Source organism: Mycobacterium sp. M23085 (genome assembly GCF_045343915.1).
GTDB lineage: Bacteria > Actinomycetota > Actinomycetes > Mycobacteriales > Mycobacteriaceae > Mycobacterium.
The window spans coordinates 4,654,334-4,670,053 of sequence record NZ_CP174280.1; the positions used below are offsets into that span (position 1 = coordinate 4,654,334).

General features: G+C 68.9%; 16 protein-coding genes and 1 tRNA gene. 12 read left to right on the forward strand and 5 right to left on the reverse strand.

Annotated features, from left to right (window positions below; all coding sequences use genetic code 11):
- Positions 1–3 precede the first annotated feature (3 nt).
- On the reverse strand, positions 4–1,998 hold the full coding sequence (locus ACIUM1_RS21935; protein ID WP_406814637.1) for an ATP-dependent DNA helicase: 1,995 nt from the start codon (positions 1,996–1,998) through the stop codon (positions 4–6).
- 44 nt (positions 1,999–2,042) lie between these two features.
- Entirely contained in the window at positions 2,043–3,359 is a 1,317-nt protein-coding gene (locus ACIUM1_RS21940) for a nicotinate phosphoribosyltransferase (protein ID WP_406814638.1), read from the reverse strand.
- Positions 3,360–3,425: 66 nt separating this feature from the next.
- Between ACIUM1_RS21940 and clpS the strand changes: the two genes are divergently transcribed.
- The 8 genes from clpS to rdgB all read left to right on the forward strand — a co-directional run bounded on the left by clpS (position 3,426) and on the right by rdgB (position 9,263).
- Complete coding sequence (gene clpS, locus ACIUM1_RS21945) at positions 3,426–3,731, forward strand: ATP-dependent Clp protease adapter ClpS (RefSeq protein WP_406814639.1); 306 nt, start codon at positions 3,426–3,428, stop codon at positions 3,729–3,731.
- Positions 3,732–3,755: 24 nt separating this feature from the next.
- The gene (locus tag ACIUM1_RS21950) at positions 3,756–4,337 is read left to right on the forward strand and encodes a DUF2017 domain-containing protein (RefSeq protein WP_406814640.1); all 582 of its coding nucleotides are present in this window, start codon (positions 3,756–3,758) and stop codon (positions 4,335–4,337) included.
- A gap of 10 nt (positions 4,338–4,347) precedes the next feature.
- A complete protein-coding gene (locus ACIUM1_RS21955; protein WP_406814641.1) occupies positions 4,348–5,397 on the forward strand; it encodes a P1 family peptidase in 1,050 nt (349 codons plus the stop codon).
- A 60-nt stretch (positions 5,398–5,457) separates the two neighbouring features.
- The gene (locus tag ACIUM1_RS21960; protein WP_406814642.1) at positions 5,458–6,129 is read left to right on the forward strand and encodes a rhomboid family intramembrane serine protease; all 672 of its coding nucleotides are present in this window, start codon (positions 5,458–5,460) and stop codon (positions 6,127–6,129) included.
- Positions 6,126–6,941 (forward strand): glutamate racemase, encoded by an 816-nt coding sequence (murI, locus tag ACIUM1_RS21965; protein WP_406814643.1) that lies wholly within the window; start codon positions 6,126–6,128, stop codon positions 6,939–6,941. The genes ACIUM1_RS21960 and murI overlap by 4 nt, the downstream gene beginning before the upstream one ends.
- Positions 6,942–7,013: 72 nt before the next feature.
- Positions 7,014–7,796 (forward strand): cyclic nucleotide-degrading phosphodiesterase, encoded by a 783-nt coding sequence (locus ACIUM1_RS21970; protein WP_406814644.1) that lies wholly within the window; start codon positions 7,014–7,016, stop codon positions 7,794–7,796.
- A gap of 76 nt (positions 7,797–7,872) precedes the next feature.
- Positions 7,873–8,652: a ribonuclease PH gene (gene rph / locus ACIUM1_RS21975; protein WP_406814645.1), complete on the forward strand. Its 780-nt coding sequence runs from the start codon at positions 7,873–7,875 to the stop codon at positions 8,650–8,652.
- Positions 8,649–9,263, forward strand: a complete 615-nt coding sequence (gene rdgB, locus ACIUM1_RS21980) for an RdgB/HAM1 family non-canonical purine NTP pyrophosphatase (protein ID WP_406817810.1) — start codon at positions 8,649–8,651, stop codon at positions 9,261–9,263. The genes rph and rdgB overlap by 4 nt, the downstream gene beginning before the upstream one ends.
- Before the next feature lie 31 nt (positions 9,264–9,294).
- On the opposite strand, the gene ACIUM1_RS21985 is transcribed toward rdgB, so the two are convergent.
- Positions 9,295–9,645: a DUF3817 domain-containing protein gene (locus tag ACIUM1_RS21985; protein WP_406814646.1), complete on the reverse strand. Its 351-nt coding sequence runs from the start codon at positions 9,643–9,645 to the stop codon at positions 9,295–9,297.
- On the reverse strand, positions 9,642–10,022 hold the full coding sequence (locus ACIUM1_RS21990; protein ID WP_406814647.1) for a hypothetical protein: 381 nt from the start codon (positions 10,020–10,022) through the stop codon (positions 9,642–9,644). The genes ACIUM1_RS21985 and ACIUM1_RS21990 overlap by 4 nt, the downstream gene beginning before the upstream one ends.
- 97 nt (positions 10,023–10,119) lie before the next feature.
- Between ACIUM1_RS21990 and ACIUM1_RS21995 the strand changes: the two genes are divergently transcribed.
- Positions 10,120–10,203, forward strand: a tRNA-Leu gene (locus ACIUM1_RS21995).
- An 88-nt stretch (positions 10,204–10,291) separates the two neighbouring features.
- Entirely contained in the window at positions 10,292–10,618 is a 327-nt protein-coding gene (locus ACIUM1_RS22000) for a hypothetical protein (protein WP_406814648.1), read from the forward strand.
- A 4-nt stretch (positions 10,619–10,622) separates the two neighbouring features.
- Here the strand turns inward: ACIUM1_RS22000 and ACIUM1_RS22005 are convergent, their stop codons facing one another.
- Entirely contained in the window at positions 10,623–11,048 is a 426-nt protein-coding gene (locus ACIUM1_RS22005) for a thiol-disulfide oxidoreductase DCC family protein (RefSeq protein ID WP_406814649.1), read from the reverse strand.
- 235 nt (positions 11,049–11,283) lie between these two features.
- On the opposite strand from ACIUM1_RS22005, the gene ACIUM1_RS22010 reads away from it, so the two are divergent.
- A complete protein-coding gene (locus ACIUM1_RS22010; protein WP_406814650.1) occupies positions 11,284–13,899 on the forward strand; it encodes an ABC transporter ATP-binding protein/permease in 2,616 nt (871 codons plus the stop codon).
- Positions 13,896–15,632 carry an ABC transporter ATP-binding protein gene (locus ACIUM1_RS22015; RefSeq protein WP_406814651.1) on the forward strand — a complete coding sequence of 579 codons (1,737 nt, stop codon included), beginning with the start codon at positions 13,896–13,898 and terminating at the stop codon, positions 15,630–15,632. The genes ACIUM1_RS22010 and ACIUM1_RS22015 overlap by 4 nt, the downstream gene beginning before the upstream one ends.
- Positions 15,633–15,720 lie beyond the last annotated feature (88 nt).

Sequence of the window (15,720 nt, forward strand, 5' to 3'; positions counted from 1 at the left end):
CGGTCAGGCCGACAGGCCCTGTTCGGATGCCGAAGCCGTCCGCAGTCGCTGCAGCGCCTGGCGCACCAGGTCCCCGTTGGTGGTCTGCCAGAACGGCGGCAGCGAGGCCCGCAGGTAGCCGCCGTAGCCGGCGGTGACCATGCGTGAGTCCAGCACCGCGACCACACCGCGATCGGTGACCCGGCGCAACAGCCGCCCCGATCCTTGCGCCAGCAGCAGCGCCGCATGGTTGGCGGCGACCGCCATGAAGCCGTTGCCGCCGCGCGCGGCGACGGCGCGCTGTCGCGCACCCAGTAGGGGATCGTCGGGCCGGGGAAACGGGATGCGGTCGATCAGCACCAACGACAGCGACGGACCGGGCACATCGACGCCCTGCCACAGCGACAGCGTGCCGAACAGTGACGTTTGCGGGTCGGCGCTGAACTGCTCGACGAGCGCCGACGTACTGTCGTCGCCCTGGCAGAGCACCGGCGTCGACAGCCGTGCGCGCATCGCCTCGGCGGCGGCCCGGGCCGCCCGCATCGACGAGAACAGGCCCAGGGTGCGCCCGTCCGCGGCGGTGATGAGCTCGGCGATTTCGTTGAGCTGCTCGGCCGAGCCGGTGCCGTCGCGTCCCGGCGGGGGCAGGTGCGCGGCCACGTACAGGATGCCGGCTTTGGCGTGCTGGAACGGCGAACCCACGTCCAGGCCGCGCCACCGCGCGTCGCCGTCTTCGGCGGTCAGCCCCCATGCCGTGGCCATCGCGTCGAATGAGCCGCCGATGGTCAGCGTCGCCGACGTCAGCACCACCGTCGACCGCGAGAACACCCGGGACCGCAGCAGCCCGGCAACCGACAGCGGAGCCACCCGCAACACCGGACGCGCCGAACCCCTGATCTCCTCGTGCTCCAGCCACACCACGTCGGTGCGGTCGGGGATGGCCGGCCCGAACGATGCCAGCACGCGCGACGCCGTGTCCGAGATCTCGCTAAGTGCCGCAACGGCTTCGGCGCGCGCCGACGCCGCCTTGGGGTCGTGCGTGGTGTCGATCGCGGAGCGCGCCGCCGTCGCCACGTCGCGCAGCGCCGTCAGGTAGGTCGCCAGCTCCTCGTCGAGGCGATCGATGCGGCCCGGCGCGCCGTCGTGGATGACCGAGGCGAAGTTGGCCGTCGTCGCCTCCAGGCGCTGGACCAACTCCGGGTCCACCAGCCGGGCGATGCGCCGGGCGGCCACGCCGAGGGAGGCCGAGGTCAGCTCCGCTGTGGCCACCGATGTGACCCGATCGACCAGCTCGTGCGCTTCGTCGACGACCAGCAGCGCATGCTCGGGCAGCACCGCGGTTTCGGCCACCGCGTCGATGGCCAGCAGCGCATGGTTGGTCACCACTACATCGGCACGACCGGCCTGGGCTCTGGCCCGTTCGGAAAAGCATTCGGTGCCGAACGGGCAGCGCGCCACGCCAAGGCATTCCCGCGCGGAAACGCTGACCTGCGACCAGGATCGGTCCGGCACCCCAGGCTTCAGGTCGTCGCGATCACCGGATTCGGTGCTCGACGCCCATTCGGTGAGCCGTTGCACGTCGCGGCCCAACGCGCTGACCGCCATGGGGTTGAAGAGCTCTTCCTGCGGGCGGTCGTCGCCTTCGTCCCCGTCGGTCGCGCCGCCGTTATGAATCTTGTTCAAGCACAAGTAGTTTCGCCGCCCCTTGAGCAACGCGAACTGCGGTCGGCGCGGCAGCGCATCGGCCAGGGCATCGACCAGCCTGGGCAGATCGCGATCGACGAGCTGACGTTGCAGAGCGATCGTGGCGGTCGACACGACGACGGGGGAGTCGTCGTCAAGGGCGTGGACGATCGCGGGCACCAAGTAGGCGAGCGACTTGCCGGTGCCGGTGCCGGCCTGCACCACCAGGTGTTCCTCGGTGGCGAAGGCCCGCGCCACCGCGGCGGCCATCTCCTGCTGGCCGCTGCGTTCACTACCGCCGAGCGCGGCCACGGCGGTGGCCAGCAGCTCGGACACGGAAACGTCGGACGTGGCTACCCTCTTCGCTGTTCGGGCCGGCGCTAGCGCCGGCCGGGAGGAATCTGCGTCGTCATGACCGCGGGATCGCCGTGCGACAAGTTCAATCCCTCCCATGGCAGACTGCGCAGCCCGGAAGTTACCAGCTCCCGCGCCGCGGCGAGGTTCGGTTTGGACACCAGCTCTCCGCCGCGCACCAGCGGGACGGTCAATACCCGGGCCGGTTCGGAGACGGCTGGCTGCTGGCCGGCGGGATACACCACCTCCTCGGTGATGATGCCGGAGCCGCGCGACAGGCGCAGCGCCTCCTTGCGCCCGCCGTGGGATTCCTTGTGGCTGCTGCGTTTTTGGACCGGAAGGCCGTCCACCTCGACGAGCTTGTACACCATGTTTGCCGTCGGGGCGCCCGAGCCGGTCACCACCGACGTTCCCACGCCGTAACTGTCCACCGGCTCGGCGGCCAGCGCCGCGATGGAGAACTCGTCGAGGTCACCGGAGACCACGATGCGGGTCCGGGTGGCTCCCAGCTTGTCGAGCTGTTCACGCACCTGGCGGGCCAGCACGCCCAGCTCGCCGGAGTCGATGCGCACCGCGCCCAGCCCGGTACCCGCGGCGGCCACCGCGTTGGCCACACCGGTCGTCACGTCATAGGTGTCCACCAGCAGGGTGGTGTCGACGCCGAGGGCGTCGACCTGCGCTCGAAAGGCCGCCAATTCGGTCGATTCCGTGGGGGAGTCGGCGCGGGCGTGCAGCATGGTGAACGCGTGCGCGGAGGTGCCCTCGGCGGGTATCCCGTAGCAGCGCTGCGCCTCCAGATTGGACGACGCGGCGAAGCCGGCCAGGTAGGCGGCGCGGGCCGCGGCGACGGCGGCCTGCTCGTGCGTCCGTCGCGATCCCATCTCGATCAACGGGCGTCCCCTGGCCGCGCTCACCATGCGCGCCGCGGCGGAAGCGACCGCGATGTCGTGGTTGAAAATCGACAGCGCCAGCGTCTCGAGCACCACACATTCGGCGAATGTCCCACTGACCGACAGCACCGGAGACCCGGGAAAGTACAGCTCGCCCTCGGCGTAACCGTCGATGTCACCGCCGAACCGGAATTCGCGCAAGTACCGCAACGTATCTGGGTCGAGGAACTGCCCCAGCGACTGGCATGCCTGATCATCGAAGGTGAACTGCGGCAGCGCTTCGAGCAGCCGGCCGGTGCCGGCCACCACGCCGTAGCGGCGCCCTTCGGGCAGCCGGCGGGCAAAAAGCTCGAAGGTGGTCCGTCGAGCGGCGCTGCCGTCTCGCAGCGCCGCCGCCAACATCGTCAACTCGTACTTGTCGGTCAGCAGCCCAGTAACGACCGGGTCGTTCATTCCATAACGGTATCGGCTGCGATCGGGGCTCGGAAACGTCGGCCAACCCTCGGTATCGTGTAGGCCATGGTTGTTATGTCAGCGCCCACTAAGCCGGGCACTACAGGACAACAAGAGTCCGCTCCGGTAGAGGCCACGTCGAGTCCGTGGGTCACCATCGTCTGGGACGACCCGATCAATCTGATGACCTACGTGACGTATGTGTTCCAGAAATTGTTCGGCTACAGCGAGCCGCATGCCACCAAGCTGATGCTGCAGGTGCACAACGAAGGAAAGGCCGTGGTGTCCGCCGGCAGTCGGGAGTCCATGGAAGTCGATGTGTCCAAGCTGCACGCCGCCGGTCTGTGGGCGACGATGCAGCAGGACCGCTGAAGCCCGAGGCGCTGGCGATTCCCTGTGCGCAAATGGAAGCGGGTCGAGACCGCAAGCGGTCCGCGTTTTCGGTCGACCCTGGCTTCGCATGAGGCCGCCCTGCTCAAGAACCTGGCCACGGCGATGATCGGCTTGCTCGATGAGCGTGAATCTTCTTCGCCGGCAGACGAACTCGAGGAGATCACCGGAATCAGGACCGGCAACGCCGAGCCGCCGAAGGATCCCACGCTGCGACGGCTGCTGCCCGACTTCTACCGGCACGACGCCGAGGACACCACGCCGCCCGAGGCGGCGGATAGTCTCAACGCCGCACTGCGCAGCCTGCACGAGCCCGACATCGTCAACGCTAAACGCGTTGCCGCACAGCGGTTGCTGCATACGGTCCCCGCCGATGGCGGCCGCTTCGAGTTGACCGAAGACGACGCGAACTCGTGGATCGCCGCGGTCAACGACATCCGGCTGACCCTGGGAGTCATGCTCGAAGTCGGGCCGGAGGGCCCGGAACGCCTGCCGGCCGACCATCCGCTGGCCGTGCACTTCGACGTGTACCAGTGGCTGACGGTGTTGCAGGAGTACCTGGTCCTGGTGCTGATGGGACCCCGATGAGCGGCGGCAGATGAACGCCATCACCGACGTCGGGGGCATCCGGGTCGGCCACTACCAGAAACTGGATCCCGACGCGTCACTGGGCGCGGGCTGGGCTTGCGGCGTCACCGTCGTGCTCACCCCGCCGGGCACCGTCGGCGCCGTCGATTGCCGGGGCGGTGCGCCCGGAACCCGCGAGACCGACCTGCTGGACCCGGCCAACACCGTGCGGTTCGTGGACGCGGTGTTGCTGGCCGGAGGCAGCGCCTACGGTCTGGCCGCGGCGGACGGGGTCATGCGCTGGCTGGAGGAACGCGACCGCGGTGTGGCGATGGACGGCGGGCTGGTGCCCATCGTTCCGGGAGCGGTGATCTTCGATCTCCCGGTCGGCGGCTGGGACTGCCGCCCGACGGCCGACTTCGGCTACCTGGCCTGCGCCGCCGCCGAAGACAGCGACACGATGGCCGTGGGGACCGTCGGCGCCGGGGTCGGGGCACGCGCCGGAGCGCTCAAGGGCGGCGTCGGAACCGCGTCCAGGGCACTGCCGTCGGGCGTGACCGTCGGGGCGGTCGCCGTGGTGAACGCCGCGGGCGAGGTCGTCGACCGGACCACCGGCTTGCCGTGGATGGCGGACCTGGCCCGGGAGTTCGGGCTGCGGCCGCCGCCGGCCGAGCAGATCGACGCCTTCGCCCGGTTACCGTCCCCGTCGAATCCGGTGGACAACCCGCTCAACACCGTGATCGCGGTGGTGGCCACCGACGCCGCCCTGAGCCCGGCGGCGTGCCGGCGGGTGGCGATCTCCGCCCACGACGGCCTGGCCCGCAGCATCCGGCCGGCGCACACGCCGGTCGACGGCGACACGGTGTTCGTGCTGGCCACCGGGGCGATCGAGGTGGCTCCGGCGGCCAGCGCAAAGCCGCCGCCCGCCGCCTTCTCCCCGGAGACCCCGCTGGCCACCGAGGTCGGCATCGCCGCCGCCGATTGCCTGGCGCAGGCGGTGCTGGCCGGGGTGCTGGCGGCCGACTCGATCGCCGGCATACCGAGCTATCGCGACGTGCTGCCCGGCGCGTTCGGTCGATGAAACCGGCCGGCCGCGGCGCCGGTAGCCTTGACATGCTGGAAACACGCTGGAAGGGCAGCCATGGGTAAGACCGCGCCGAGGGTGCCCGCCGCCCAGACGAAGAAGCGGTCCGCCGCGGCGGTGGGTGCCGCCACGATCCTCACCTTTGTCGCGCTGCTTTACGTCGTCGAGCTGATCGACCAGCTGACCCGGCATTCGCTGGACGCCAACGGCATCAGGCCGCTGGAAGCCGACGGCCTGTGGGGCATCGTCTTCGCCCCGGTGTTGCACGAGAGCTGGCAGCACCTGATGGCCAACACCGTGCCGCTGCTGATCCTGGGATTCCTGATGACGCTGGCTGGCTTGTCCCGGTTCGTCTGGGCGACCGCGATCGTGTGGATCCTCGGTGGCTTCGGGACCTGGCTCATCGGCAACGTCGGCAGCAGCTGCGGACCCACCGATCACATCGGGGCCTCCGGCCTGATCTTCGGCTGGCTGTCCTTCCTGCTGGTGTTCGGGATCTTCGTCCGCCGGATGCGCGACATCATCGTCGGGCTGGTCGTGATGTTCGCTTACGGTGGCGTCCTGCTCGGAGCCATGCCGGTGCTCGGCAGGTGCGGAGGCGTGTCGTGGCAGGGCCACTTGTGCGGGGCGCTCGCCGGCGTCGTGGCCGCCTACCTGTTGTCCGCACCGGAGCGTAAGGGCCGGACGTCGAGGAGCGCCGGCACCCGTGTGCCGCGGACCAAGACATGAGTTCGGCGCTGGCGCCCATCGGGGTCTTCGACTCCGGTGTGGGTGGACTCACCGTCGCGCGAGCGATCATCGACCAGCTGCCCGACGAGGACATCGTCTACGTCGGCGACACCGGCCACGGTCCGTACGGCCCGCTGACCATCCCCGAGGTCCGAGCGCACGCGCTGGCCATCGGCGACGATCTCGTCGGCCGCGGCGTCAAGGCATTGGTGATCGCCTGCAACACGGCCTCCGCGGCGTGCCTGCGCGACGCTCGCGAACGCTACGACGTGCCCGTGGTCGAGGTGATCCTGCCCGCGGTGCGCCGCGCCGTCGCGACCACCCGCAACGGCCGGATCGGCGTCATCGGCACCCAGGCGACCATCAACTCGCACGCGTACCAGGACGCGTTCGCCGCCGCCCGCGACACCGAGATCACCGCGGTGGCCTGCCCGCGCTTCGTCGACTTCGTGGAGCGCGGCGTGACCAGCGGGCGTCAGGTGCTCGGACTGGCCGAGGGATATCTGGAGCCGTTGCAGCGCGCGCAGGTCGACACCTTGGTGCTCGGCTGCACGCACTATCCCTTGCTGTCCGGGATCATCCAGCTGGCGATGGGTGACAATGTGGCGTTGGTCTCCAGCGCCGAGGAGACCGCCAAGGAAGTGCTTCGGGTGCTCACCGAGCAAGACTTGCTCCGGCCGCACGACGCCCCACCCGCGACGCGGCTTTTCGAAGCCACCGGTGATCCCGAGGCGTTCACCGCATTGGCGGCGCGGTTCCTCGGTCCGGCCGTCACCGGCGTGCAACCCGTTCATCAGGTGCGCATTGATTGACGCCGGCGCGAGATTCTCGTCACACCAATGCGGCCATGTTTTCGTCACGGTCCCATCGGGCATGGCACAGTAGTGTCCGTGCGAATAACCGTGCTCGGCTGCTCCGGCAGCGTGGTGGGTCCGGATTCGCCTGCGTCGGGTTATCTGCTCCGGGCACCGGACACTCCGCCGTTGGTCATCGACTTCGGCGGGGGTGTTCTCGGCGCGCTGCAGCGCTATGCCGATCCCGGTTCGGTGCACGTTCTGTTGTCGCATTTGCACGCCGATCACTGTCTGGATCTGCCCGGACTTTTCGTGTGGCGGCGCTACCACCCGAAGCGTCCCCTGGGCAAGGCGTTGCTCTACGGCCCGGGCGACACCTGGTCGCGGTTGGGTGCCGCGTCGTCGCCCTACGGCGGTGAGATCGATGACTGTTCGGACATTTTTGACGTTCGTCATTGGGTCGAGGGTGAGCCGGTGACGATTGGCGCGCTGACGGTGACGCCGCGAGTGGTGGCACATCCGACCGAGTCCTACGGCTTGAAGATCACCGATCCCTCCGGCGCATCGTTCGTCTACAGCGGTGACACCGGAGCATGCGATCAACTTGTCGAGTTGGCTCGCGGGGCCGACGTTTTTCTCTGCGAGGCGTCGTGGACGCACTCGCCGGACCGTCCGCCCGCGCTGCACCTGTCGGGCACCGACGCGGGCCGGGCCGCAGCCGAGGCCGGCGTGCACGAACTGTTGCTGACGCACATCCCGCCGTGGACCTCGCGTGAGGACGTGATCAGCGAGGCCAAGGCGGAGTTCGATGGTCCCGTGCATGCGGTGGTGTGCGGGGAGACGTTCGATATTCGCCGCTCCGAGCGGGTCTGAGCCGCCCGCGACTTGGCCGCCTCCTCGGTGCGGGGCACGCGTCGTCGGTAGCGCTTGGTTGGCTTAGGGTTGCGGGGTGACGAGACGAGAAGACGGCCGCCTTGACGACGAACTGCGGCCCGTGGTCATCACCCGCGGTTTCACTGAACACCCCGCCGGTTCGGTATTGATCGAATTCGGCCACACCAAGGTCATGTGCACCGCCAGCGTGACCGAGGGGGTGCCGCGCTGGCGGAAGGGCTCGGGCCTGGGCTGGCTGACCGCGGAGTACGCCATGTTGCCGTCGGCGACCCATACCCGCTCGGACCGTGAATCGGTGAAGGGCCGCCTGTCCGGGCGCACCCAGGAGATCAGCCGGCTCATCGGCCGCTCCCTGCGCGCCTGCATCGACCTGGCGGCGCTGGGGGAGAACACCATCGCCGTCGACTGCGACGTCTTGCAGGCCGACGGTGGCACTCGGACCGCGGCCATCACGGGCGCCTTCGTGGCGTTGTCCGACGCGGTGACCTATCTCGCGGCGGCCGGCAAGCTGTCGGATCCCCGCCCGTTGTCGTGTGCGATCGCGGCGGTCAGCGTCGGCGTGGTCGACGGCCGCATCCGGGTCGATCTGCCCTACGAGGAGGACTCCCGCGCCGAGGTCGACATGAACGTCGTCGCCACCGACACCGGCACCCTCGTGGAAGTCCAGGGGACCGGCGAGGGGGCCACCTTCCCCCGGTCGACGCTGGACAAATTGCTCGACGTGGCGCTGGCCGCCTGCGACAAGTTGTTCGCCGCGCAGCGCGAGGCGCTGCGGTTGCCGTATCCCGGCGTGCTTCCGGAGGGGGCCCCGGCGCCGAAGGCGTTCGGCAGCTGACGCGCCGGCTGCTGGTCGCCAGCCGCAACCCCAAAAAGCTGGCCGAGTTGCGCCGGGTGCTCGATGCGGCGGGTCTGACGGGATTGACGTTGGTGTCGCTCGACGACGTGGCGCCGTTCGAGGAAGCGCCGGAGACGGGCGCAACCTTCGAGGACAACGCCTTGGCCAAGGCGCGCGATGCGTTCACCGCGAGCGGGCTGGCAAGCGTGGCCGACGATTCCGGACTGGAGGTGGCCGCGCTTAATGGCATGCCCGGCGTGCTGTCGGCGCGCTGGTCGGGCACGCACGGTGATGACGCGGGCAACACCGCGTTGCTGCTGGCGCAATTACGCGACGTGCCCGACGGACGGCGCGGTGCGGCGTTCGTGTCCGCCTGTGCGCTCGTCTCGGGGGCGGGGGAGGTCGTGGTCCGCGGCGAATGGCCCGGCAGCATCGCCCGCGAACCGCGTGGCGACGGTGGCTTCGGCTACGATCCGGTCTTCATTCCGCACGGACACGACCGCACGGCGGCGCAGTTGAGCGCCGCCGAGAAGGACGCCATCTCGCATCGCGGGCGGGCGTTGCGGCTGCTGTTGCCGGCTTTGGAAACGCTGGCCCGCGCGAGGGGCTAGGACGCCAGGGCCCCAATGGGGCGGGAGTGCCCTACAGCCCGAAACGTGCCTTGACGTCCCTGGTTTGGAAGTGTTCGACGATGATGCCGAGCAGCGGGATGGTCCCGGACAGCAGCACGCCGACCGTTTTGCCGAGCGGCCAGCGCACCTTGACCGCCAGATTGAACGCGGTCAACACGTAGATGAAATACACCCAGCCGTGGACCACTTCGATCCACCGGATCTCGTGGCCGAAGACGAGGTGCGAGACGATCTCGTAGCACAGCGCGATGAGCCACAGACCGGTCGTCCACGCCATGATCCGGTACCCGAGCAACGCGGTGCGGATCTTGTCGACGGGAACCATGGGCACTGATGTGCCGGGCGTCTCCGGTGTGGTCATGCGGTTGTCCTCTTCTGCTTTTCGGCGTCTTGCGCGGCGAGCTCGGCCAGGTAGGTGTTGTACTCGCGCAGCGCGGGATCATCGGATGCCTGCGCCGCCGGCTTCGGTCGCTCGGGCAGCAGCCCGGCGGGTATCTCCGTCATCGCGTCGGTGCTGCGCGGCTGTGGTGGTTCCTCTTCATAGCGGACGAATTTGCGGTACGCGTACACGCAGAACCCCGCGAACAGCGGCCACTGCAACGCATAGCCGAGGTTCTGAAAGGAGCCGGACACGGAATTGAACCTGGTCCACTGCCACCAGCCCAACGCCAGGCAGCCGCACGCCGCGACGATCACCAGCGCGACGAGCGCGGGCCTGCGACGATGCGTAGTGGACACCCCTTGACCGTACCGCTCCCGATTCGGGCCCGACGAATTCGTCGGGCCCGTGCCGGCAACTCGGCGGGGGCGCAGGCGATACGATCGGCACGCGCGCGCGGGCGTGGCGAAATTGGCAGACGCGATGGTTTTAGGTGCCATTGCTCGAAAGAGCTTGAGGGTTCGAGTCCCTCCGCCCGCACTCAACACCCGACACCAAATCTTGAGCGTGTAGGCATCAATCCCTCTGGGCGGGGTACTTGGAAGTCACAGGACACAAGGGAGTCGCCATGCCCACTGAAACGGAGCCACCGCCACCAAGTGAAAATGCCGTCACCGCACAGGACGTCGAGCGCGCCGAACGCAGGGCCGCCGCGGCCCGTGAACGCGCCGCCCGTGCAGGGCTGTCCGCAGCGCGAAGCTTTGAGGAGTCCGCGCTCCAACACGAGCGGGTCGCCAGGACACAGGACTGGACCGTCGAGCAGGGCGTGTCGCATACGGACGTGCACCGCCGGTCCGCGATCAAGCACCGCCAAGCGGCCGAAGAAGACCGCAAGCTCGCCGAGTTGAAGCGCAAAGAGTCCGAAGCGGACCTGGCCCCGGACGTCGGCCAATAACCGGTCAACCCTCCACGAAGCGGGCACGTACCTCCGGGGGAGGCAGTGGGCAACTGTCGTACTTGCCGCCGACGCAATAGCGCACCGCAGCGAACCTGTCGTAAAGCCAGTCGAGCAGCGGAGCCGGAATGACACGGGCGACCTTCAACGTCCGCCACGGTCCGCCGAGATAATCCGCCACACGCAGTACGGCCGCGGATCGCACAGCCACCCTTTCCGCGGACCCGCCGGGGTCATCGACGAACACCACCGAGTCAACGCCGGCAATCGCCGGGTGCCGCTCGATGATCGCCTTGGCGAACACGCTGTCTAGCGCCGCGAAGCGCAGCGGGCCGGTGGGGTCGAGTCGAAGGATCGTGCGCACCGACCGGTTGCACACGCCGCAGACCCCGTCGTACAGCAGCACGGGCGCCGCCGACTCACCGCTCATGAATCTCAGGCTACTGAGTGGGCGGACCCAGGTTGACCTTTGGTAAGGCAACCCTTAGTTTGTGGGGGAACGTACCGAGTCGTGACCGGGTGGCCGGTGATCTGCGGCAGGTGTCGAATTCAGGTGGGCGAGCGCCGCGCCGGCCACATCGATCCGTGGCTCGTGGCGGTGAACCCCCGGGCCGTCAGATCGGCGCGGCCGCCGCGGCGCGGGGCGCCGCGAGAAAGGACCGCTAATGGCGCGCGGATTCTCCGGTGTGATGCTGCGCAGCTTCGGCGCGCGCGACCACACCGCGACGGTGATCGAAACCGTCCGTATAGCCCCGCATTTCGTGCGGGTTCGCATGACGTCGCCGACGCTGTTCGAAGACGTCGATGCCGAACCGGCCGCGTGGCTGCGGTTCTGGTTTCCGGATCCGGACGGATCGAAAACGGAATTCCAGCGCGCGTACACCATCTCGGAGGCGGACGTTGCGGCCGGACGCTTCGCGGTCGACGTCGTGTTGCACGATCCCGCGGGTCCGGCGTCGTTGTGGGCACGCACCGTGGCGCCCGGGGCCACCATCGCGGTCATGGCCCTGATGGGCTCATCGCGATTCGACGTGCCCGACGAGCAGCCGGCCGGTTACCTGCTGATCGGTGACTCGGCGTCCATCCCGGGGATGAACGGAATCATCGGGGTCGTCCCGGACGAAGTCCCGATCGAGATGTACCTCGAACAACACGACGCCAACGACACGTTGATCCCCATCGCGCAGCATCCCCGGCTACGGCTGCACTGGGTGGCCCGCCACGACGAGACGTCTCTCGCCGCCGCGATCGAAAGCCGGGACTGGTCCGACTGGTATGCGTGGGTGACGCCCGAGGCCACGACGCTCAAGCAGGTGCGAACCCGGCTGCGCGACGAGTTCGGCTTTCCCAAATCGGAGGTGCATGCCCAGGCCTACTGGAGCGCCGGGCGCGCGATGGGCACCCGCCGTGGCGACGAGCCGGAGGAATCCGACGGCCTCACTCCCAGCGTATCGGCGAAAGATGTTGCAGCGCAGCAGGATTCGGATCCGCAGGCACCGGACACGACACCGGCCCCGGCGGTCCGCGGGAATTGGCGTGCCCGGGGCGCTGGCCGACTGCTTGCGCCGCTGCGGTCGGCGCTGATTCTCTCGGGCGTGCTGCAGGCGCTGATCACGCTGGTGCAGCTGGCGCCGTTCGTGTTGCTGGTCGAGCTGGCCCGGCTCCTGGTTTCCGGGGCGCCCGCGTCCCGATTGGCCGACATCGGCGTCGCCGCGGTGTCGCTGCTGGGCCTGGGAGCGTTGCTCGGCGCCGCGCTCACACTCTGGCTTCATGTCGTCGACGCGCGCTTCGCCCGCGATTTGCGATTGCGCCTGTTGCGCAAGCTGTCTCGGTTACCGCTGGGTTGGTTCACCGCGCGCGGGTCGGGCTCGATCAAGCAGCTGCTGCAGGACGACACGCTGTCCCTGCACTACCTGGTCACTCACGCCATCCCGGATGCGGTCGCCGCGGCCGTCGCACCGGTCGCGGTGCTGGTGTACCTGTTCGCCGTCGACTGGCGGGTGGCGCTGGTGTTGTTTGTGCCCGTCCTCGTGTACCTGGTGCTGACCTCGTCCCTCACCGTCCAGTCCGGCCCGCGCATCCCGCAGTCGCAGCGCTGGGCGGAGACGATGAGCGGCGAGGCGGGCGCATACCTGGAAGGCCAGCCGGTGATCCGCGTCTTCGGTGGTGCCGCCGCATCCAGCTTCCGCCGTCGCCTGGACGAATACGTCGGCTTCCTGGTCGCCTGGCAGCGTCCGCTGGCCGGCAAGAAGACCTTCATGGATCTGGTCACCCGCCCCTCCACGTTTCTCTGGCTCATCGCGGTCACGGGCACGTTGCTGGTGGTCACGGGCCGGATGAATCCGGTGAATCTACTGCCGTTCCTGTTGCTGGGCACGACGTTCGGCGCGCGACTGCTGGGCATCGCTTACGGCCTCGGCGGCATCCGCGCCGGCATGCTGGCCGCCCGGCGCCTGCAGAACACGCTCGACGAAACAGATCTCGCCGTGCGAGACAAGGGCGAAGCGCATCGAGATCCGCCGGGCACGGTGGTGTTCGACCGTGTCGGCTTCGGTTACCGCCCTGACGTCCCGGTCATTCACAACGTATCGCTGACCTTGCGGCCCGGCACCGTCACGGCGCTGGTCGGCCCTTCCGGATCCGGCAAGTCGACCTTGGCCGCCTTGCTGGCCCGGTTTCACGACGTCGGGCAGGGCGCGATACGCGTTGGGGGACAAGATATTCGGTCGATGACCGCCGACCAGCTCTATGCTCAGGTCGGATTCGTGTTGCAGGAAACGCAATTGGTACACGGCACCGTCGCGGAAAACATCGCGCTGGCCGCCCCGGATGCCACCGCGGTGCAGGTCGAGCGGGCGGCGCGCGATGCGCAAATCCACGACCGCATCATGCGACTGCCGGACCGCTACGACACCATGCTGGGCGCCGGCAGCGGCCTGTCGGGGGGCGAACGCCAACGGCTCACCATCGCTCGCGCGATCCTGGCCGACACCCCGGTGCTGATCCTCGACGAGGCCACCGCGTTCGCCGACCCTGAATCGGAATACCTTGTGCAGCAAGCGCTCAACCGGCTGACCCGGGACCGCACCGTGCTGGTGATCGCACATCGACTGCACACGATCACCGGGGCCCACCAGATCGTGGTGCTCGACCACGGCTGCATCGTCGAACGCGGCACGCACGACGAGCTGCTGGCCACCGACGGCCGGTACCGGCGGCTGTGGCAGGGCGACCGTCGCGATCGGGTGGCCGCTGGGACGACCGGCGAGGGGGCGCGATGATTCGCACGTGGCTGAGTCTGGTTCCGGTGGATCGCCGCAACCGGGTCATCACCTACACGGTGCTGGCATTGCTCTCCGTGGTGGTGCGCGCGGTGGCCACCGTCCTGCTGGTCCCTCTGGTTGGGGCGTTGTTCGGCGACGTCCCGCAGCGCGCGCTGATCTGGCTGGGCTGGCTGACCGCGGCCACCGTGACCGGCTGGGTGATCGACACCGCAACTGCGCGTATCGGTTTCAATCTGGGCTTCGCGGTGCTGGATCACAGTCAGCACGACGTGGCGGACCGGCTGCCCGGCGTGCGGCTGGATTGGTTCACCGCCGAGCACACGGCGACGGCACGGCAGGCGATCGCAGCCACCGGTCCGGAACTCGTCGGCCTGGTCGTCAACCTGCTCACGCCGCTGATCTCGGCCATCCTGCTGCCCGCGGCCATCGCGGTGGTGTTGTTGCCGGTTTCCTGGCAGCTGGGGGTCGCCGCGCTGGGTGGCCTGCCGCTGCTGTTGGGTGCGCTGTGGGCGTCGGCCCGCCTGGCGCGGCGCGCGGATGGCGCGGCGGCCGACGCCAACAGCGCGCTCACCGAACGGATCATCGAGTTCGCCCGGACCCAGCAGGCGCTGCGAGCCGCGCGGCGTGTCGAGCCCGCGAGAAGCCTGGTCGGCGACGCGCTGGCCGCACAACACGGCGCCACCATGCGGTTGCTCTCCATGCAGGTCCCCGGGCAGCTGCTGTTCAGCCTCGCCAGCCAGCTCGCGTTGATCCTGCTGGCCGCGGCGACTACCGCACTGACCATGAACGGAACGCTCACGGTGCCCCAGGCCATCGCGTTGATCGTCGTCATCGTGCGCTACCTCGAACCGTTCACCACCATCAGCGAGCTGGCGCCGGCGCTGGAGAGCACCCGCGCCACGCTCGGCAACATCCGTGCGGTGCTCACCGCGCCGCTGATGAATGTCGGCGACGCCACGCTGCAGGGCACCACGGTCCCGCGTATCGAGTTCGACGGCGTCGTGTTCGGCTACCAGGGCGCGGGTTCATCGGTGCTTGACGGAGTGAGCTTCACCTTGGACCCGGGCAGCACCACGGCGATCGTCGGACCGTCCGGTTCGGGCAAGAGCACCATCCTGGCCCTGATCGCCGGGCTACATGAGCCCACCGGCGGCCGGGTGCTGATCGACGGGGTCGACGCGACCACGCTGGACGCCGAAAGCCGACGAGCGGCGAGCAGCATGGTATTCCAACATCCCTACCTGTTCCACGGGTCGATCCGCGACAACGTGCTGGCCGGGGATCCAGGCGCCGCCGAGGAGCGCTTCGCGCGCGCGGTGGCACTCGCCCGCGTCGACGAGCTGGCCGCGAGGCTGCCCGACGGCGCCGACACCGTGGTCGGCGAGGCCGGCTCGGCACTGTCCGGTGGTGAGCGGCAACGGGTCAGCATCGCTCGCGCATTGCTCAAGCCGGCACCGATACTGCTGGTAGACGAGGCGACCAGCGCGCTGGACACCGAGAACGAAGCCGCCGTGGTCGACGCACTCACCGCCGAACCGCGATCACGCACCCGGGTGATCGTCGCGCACCGGCTGGCCAGCATCAGGAACGCCGACCGAGTGCTGTTCGTCGACAACGGCCGAGTGGTCGAAGACGGAACTGTCGACGAATTGCTGGCTGCGGGAGGACGTTTCGACGAATTCTGGCGTCAGCAACACGAAGCCGCCGAATGGCGCATCGTGCCCGACTAGCGCACCGCGGTTGACCGCCACTCTTGCGGTATGCCTTACAGTTTGTCGGTCGGACGGAGTTGTCCTGCGCAAGAGGAGGGCGTGCTGC

What these genes read in the sequence shown, in the direction of transcription:
- ACIUM1_RS21940 (WP_406814638.1), bottom strand. Translation starts at nt 3,359, where the DNA reads ATGAACGACCCGGTCGTTACTGGGCTGCTGACCGACAAGTACGAGTTG.
- clpS (WP_406814639.1), top strand. Translation starts at nt 3,426, where the DNA reads ATGGTTGTTATGTCAGCGCCCACTAAGCCGGGCACTACAGGACAACAA.
- ACIUM1_RS21955 (WP_406814641.1), top strand. Translation starts at nt 4,348, where the DNA reads ATGAACGCCATCACCGACGTCGGGGGCATCCGGGTCGGCCACTACCAG.
- ACIUM1_RS21960 (WP_406814642.1), top strand. Translation starts at nt 5,458, where the DNA reads ATGGGTAAGACCGCGCCGAGGGTGCCCGCCGCCCAGACGAAGAAGCGG.
- murI (WP_406814643.1), top strand. Translation starts at nt 6,126, where the DNA reads ATGAGTTCGGCGCTGGCGCCCATCGGGGTCTTCGACTCCGGTGTGGGT.
- ACIUM1_RS21985 (WP_406814646.1), bottom strand. Translation starts at nt 9,645, where the DNA reads ATGACCACACCGGAGACGCCCGGCACATCAGTGCCCATGGTTCCCGTC.
- ACIUM1_RS22000 (WP_406814648.1), top strand. Translation starts at nt 10,292, where the DNA reads ATGCCCACTGAAACGGAGCCACCGCCACCAAGTGAAAATGCCGTCACC.
- ACIUM1_RS22005 (WP_406814649.1), bottom strand. Translation starts at nt 11,048, where the DNA reads ATGAGCGGTGAGTCGGCGGCGCCCGTGCTGCTGTACGACGGGGTCTGC.
- ACIUM1_RS22010 (WP_406814650.1), top strand. Translation starts at nt 11,284, where the DNA reads ATGGCGCGCGGATTCTCCGGTGTGATGCTGCGCAGCTTCGGCGCGCGC.
- ACIUM1_RS22015 (WP_406814651.1), top strand. Translation starts at nt 13,896, where the DNA reads ATGATTCGCACGTGGCTGAGTCTGGTTCCGGTGGATCGCCGCAACCGG.